1 protein-coding gene is annotated in these 4,006 nt (G+C 40.4%); it reads right to left on the bottom strand.

What is annotated here, in order from left to right; genetic code table 11:
- Positions 1 to 185: 185 nt before the first annotated feature.
- The gene (gene nifJ, locus IQ228_RS22720) at positions 186 to 3,743 is read right to left on the bottom strand and encodes a pyruvate:ferredoxin (flavodoxin) oxidoreductase (protein ID WP_027400877.1); all 3,558 of its coding nucleotides are present in this window, start codon (positions 3,741 to 3,743) and stop codon (positions 186 to 188) included.
- Between the last annotated feature and the right edge of the window lie 263 nt (positions 3,744 to 4,006).

Here is a 4,006-nt window from a genome sequence, read left to right as displayed (position 1 = left end):
CTTATGAGGTACATCTTAGCCCCCTCATCGCTTGCGGGGAGGGGGTTGGGGGCGGGGTTCTTGTTCCGGGTTTGATGACAATTTGCTGTAGGAGAGGGTTAGGGAGAGGTAGGGAAGGGGGGTTAGGTTTCTGAAGATTATCGGTTTCATCTAATACTTTTCAAACACCCTACTTAGGAAGACCTTTACCTATTCGCTAAATATTGATACATTTCCCATCTAGCATTAACTTCCATTTGCGCTTGTTCTAGCAACAACTTGGCAACCTCCGGTTTACTTTTCGTCAACATCTTAAATCGGTTCTCTTGGTACATTGACTTCTCCACCGATTCAGAAGGTGCTTTCATATCCAATTGTAGGGGATTTTTACCCTGTTCTTGTAATGCCGGATTATAGCGATATAACAACCATCTTCCTGAGTCTACTAGAGCCTTTTGCTGATGTAAACCTTTGGTCATATCAATCCCGTGAGCAATACAATGACTGTAAGCAATAATGATTGATGGACCGTCAAAAGCTTCCGCTTCTAAAAATGCTTTGAGTGTATGTTCATCACGCGCACCTAAGGCTACACTCGCTACATAAACATTACCATAAGTCATGGCCATTAAACCCAAATCTTTCTTGGGTGCGGGTTTTCCACCAGTTGCATATTTAGCAACTGCGGCTTTTGGTGTGGCTTTAGAAGATTGTCCTCCAGTGTTAGAATAAACTTCTGTATCCATCACCAAAATGTTCACATTGCGCCCTGTGGAAATTACATGATCAATTCCACCAAAGTCTATATCATACGCCCAACCATCACCCCCAACTATCCACACACTTTTCTTGACTAAATAATCAGCGAGGGATTTGAGATTTTGGATTTTGGATTTGAGATTTGCGTCTTTTATAGTTTCCGCAATCTCAGCTAATTTGTGGTTGAGAATGACAATTCTTTCCCGTTGTTCCCAAATATCAGCTTCGGTTTTTTGTTCAGCTTTGAGAATGGCATTAACTAAATTATCGCCAATTTCACTACTTAATTGTGACAATAATTCTCCTGCAAATTCCCCTTGTTTGTCTATAGATAAACGATAACCAAAACCAAATTCGGCGTTATCTTCAAATAAACTATTAGACCATGCAGGACCTCTACCGTCAGCGTTTTGACTCCAAGGAGTTGTGGGGAGATTTCCACCGTAAATGGAAGAACAGCCGGTGGCGTTGGCAACGAGTGAGCGATCGCCAAACAATTGTGTTAATAATTTAAGGTAGGGCGTTTCTCCACAACCAGCACAAGCACCGGAAAATTCAAACAACGGTTCTTGTAATTGCTGCTGACGAATTTGGCTTACCTTCAAAGTTTTCCGGTCTGGATTTGGTAAACTCAAAAAGAAATTCCAGTTTTCCCGTTCCTGTTCCCGCAACGGTAACTGGGGACTCATATTAATCGCCTTGAGGGTGGGTTCTGCCTTGTTTTTGGCAGGACAGACACTCACGCAAATTTCGCAGCCTGTACAGTCTTCTGGGGCTACCTGAATGGTGAATTTCTGGTTAGCAAAGCTCTTATCTTTGGCATTAGTGGACTTAAAAGATATGGGTGCGTTGACTAAGTCACTGGATTGATAAGCTTTGGCGCGAATAGCAGCGTGAGGACAAACCATCACACATTTACCGCATTGAACGCAGACATCAGCCTCCCAAACGGGGATTTCCTCCGCAACGTTGCGTTTTTCCCATTTTGCAGTTCCACTGGGGAAAGTTCCGTCAGCAGGTAACGCACTTACAGGTAAATCATCACCTTCCCAAACCATGATTTTGCTAAGAACATTCTCGACAAATTTGGGTGCATTATTTTGTAGAAATCTTGCGTTATTTTGTAGAGACGTTCCATGGAACGTCTCTACATTTACAGAATGGAGATTTTCTAGGGTGTTGTCTACGGCTTTTAAATTCATCTTGACAACTTCCGCGCCTTTTTTGCCATAGGTTTTTTCTATGGCTTGTTTGATTTTAGCGATCGCTTCTCTTTCTGGCAATACCCCTGCTAAAGCAAAGAAACACACCTGCATGATAGTGTTAATTCTGTGTCCCATACCACTATCTTTTGCCACTTGACTAGCATTAATAGTATAAACTTTCAGGTTCTTGTCAATAATTTGCTGTTGGACTTTTGAAGGTAGATTTTCCCAAACCTGATCAGCATCATAAGGACTATTTAACAACAAAGTCGCTCCCGGTGCAGCAGCTTTTAAAATATCAATAGTTTCCACAAATCCCCAATGGTGACAACCGATAAAATTAGCCTTGTCTATCAGGTAAGTTGAGCGAATTGTTCCAGTTCCAAACCGTAAATGAGAAACTGTCATAGAACCGGACTTTTTAGAATCATAAACAAAGTAACCTTGGGCGTTATTTTCTGTACCTTCCCCGATGATTTTGATGGAGTTTTTATTTGCCCCTACTGTACCATCTGAACCTAAACCATAGAACATTGCCCGAACCACATGATCTGGTTCTGTAGAGAAATTGGCATCAAAATTCAAAGAAGTGAAAGTGACATCATCATTAATCCCAATTGTGAAATGATTTTTGGGTTTAAGTTGAGTCAGATTATCAAAAATACTCTTCACCATTGCGGGAGTAAATTCCTTAGAAGACAGTCCATATCTGCCGCCAACAATTTTCGGGAACGTAGTTTTTTTCCACCCTTCATAAATAGCTGTCACCACATCTAAATATAAAGGTTCTCCTGCACTTCCAGCTTCTTTAGTTCTATCAAGAACAGCAATAGATTTAACACTATTTGGTAATGCTTCTATAAATCTAGCAACATCAAAAGGACGGAAAAGCCGCACTTTGATAACTCCGACTTTTTCCCCTTGATTGTTGAGATAATCCACAGTTTCATGGACAGTTTCACAACCAGAACCCATAATTACAATTACTCTTTCTGCCTTGGGTGCGCCATGATATTCATAGAGTTTGTAATATCTGCCTGTGCGTTCTCCAAATTTATCCATTATTGTTTGAACAATATCAGCACAACCATCATAATAAGGGTTTGCACCTTCACGAGATTGAAAATAAACATCAGGATTTTGTGCCGTTCCTCGTAATACTGGTTTATCTGGAGTTAAGCACCGTTGACGATGTGCAAATACTAAAGATTGGGGAATGAAAGCTTGTAAATCCTCATCAGATAACAACTCAACTTTCTGCACTTCATGGGAAGTTCTAAACCCATCAAAAAAGTGCATAAATGACACTCTTGCTGCTAAAGTTGCCGCATGAGAAATTAAAGCAAAATCATGACTTTCCTGCACAGAAGCTGAACACAAAAAAGCGAAGCCAGTCGCCCTTGCAGCCATAACGTCACTATGATCACCGAAAATAGATAAAGCATGAGTAGCTAAGGAACGGGCAGAAACATGAATAACAAAACTAGTTAATTCTCCGGCAATTTTGTACAAGTTAGGAATCATTAATAGTAATCCCTGAGAAGCGGTGAAAGTTGTACTTAATGCCCCCGTTTGTAATGCCCCATGGACAGCAGCAGCAGCCCCTCCTTCGCTTTGCATTTGGGTAACACTGGGAACAGTTCCCCAAAGATTTGGTTTATTTTCCGACATCCAAGCATCAGCCCATTCACCCATATTTGAAGATGGGGTAATCGGATAAATAGCAATTACTTCATTCAATTTGTAAGCTACACGGGCAACGGCTTCGTTACCATCAATTGTGGCATAAGATTTGGGCATGATTTTCCTTCTGTGTCTCTTTTGGTGGTTGTTTCAATTTTCCGTAGGGTGCGTCAGATTGATAAATAGTCGAATTTAAGGATGATTTAACGTCTGACGCACCTTACTAATCTATGCAGAGAAACCAAAAAGATAAGCATTGAAAACAGCTAAAGTCAGGAAGTTAATTTGTGATATTTTCTACAGTTTTATTAATTATCAATTATTACTCATGAATTATTCTGACTTTTAGCCAATATTTTGATTATAGCAAATAGTAAATC

Source organism: Dolichospermum sp. LEGE 00246, assembly GCF_015207865.1.
Lineage (GTDB): Bacteria > Cyanobacteriota > Cyanobacteriia > Cyanobacteriales > Nostocaceae > Dolichospermum > Dolichospermum heterosporum.
Note: the sequence above shows the minus strand (reverse complement) of the source record. Positions and strands in the feature narration are given on the sequence as shown.

What these genes read in the sequence shown, in the direction of transcription:
- nifJ (WP_027400877.1), bottom strand. Translation starts at nt 3,743, where the DNA reads ATGCCCAAATCTTATGCCACAATTGATGGTAACGAAGCCGTTGCCCGT.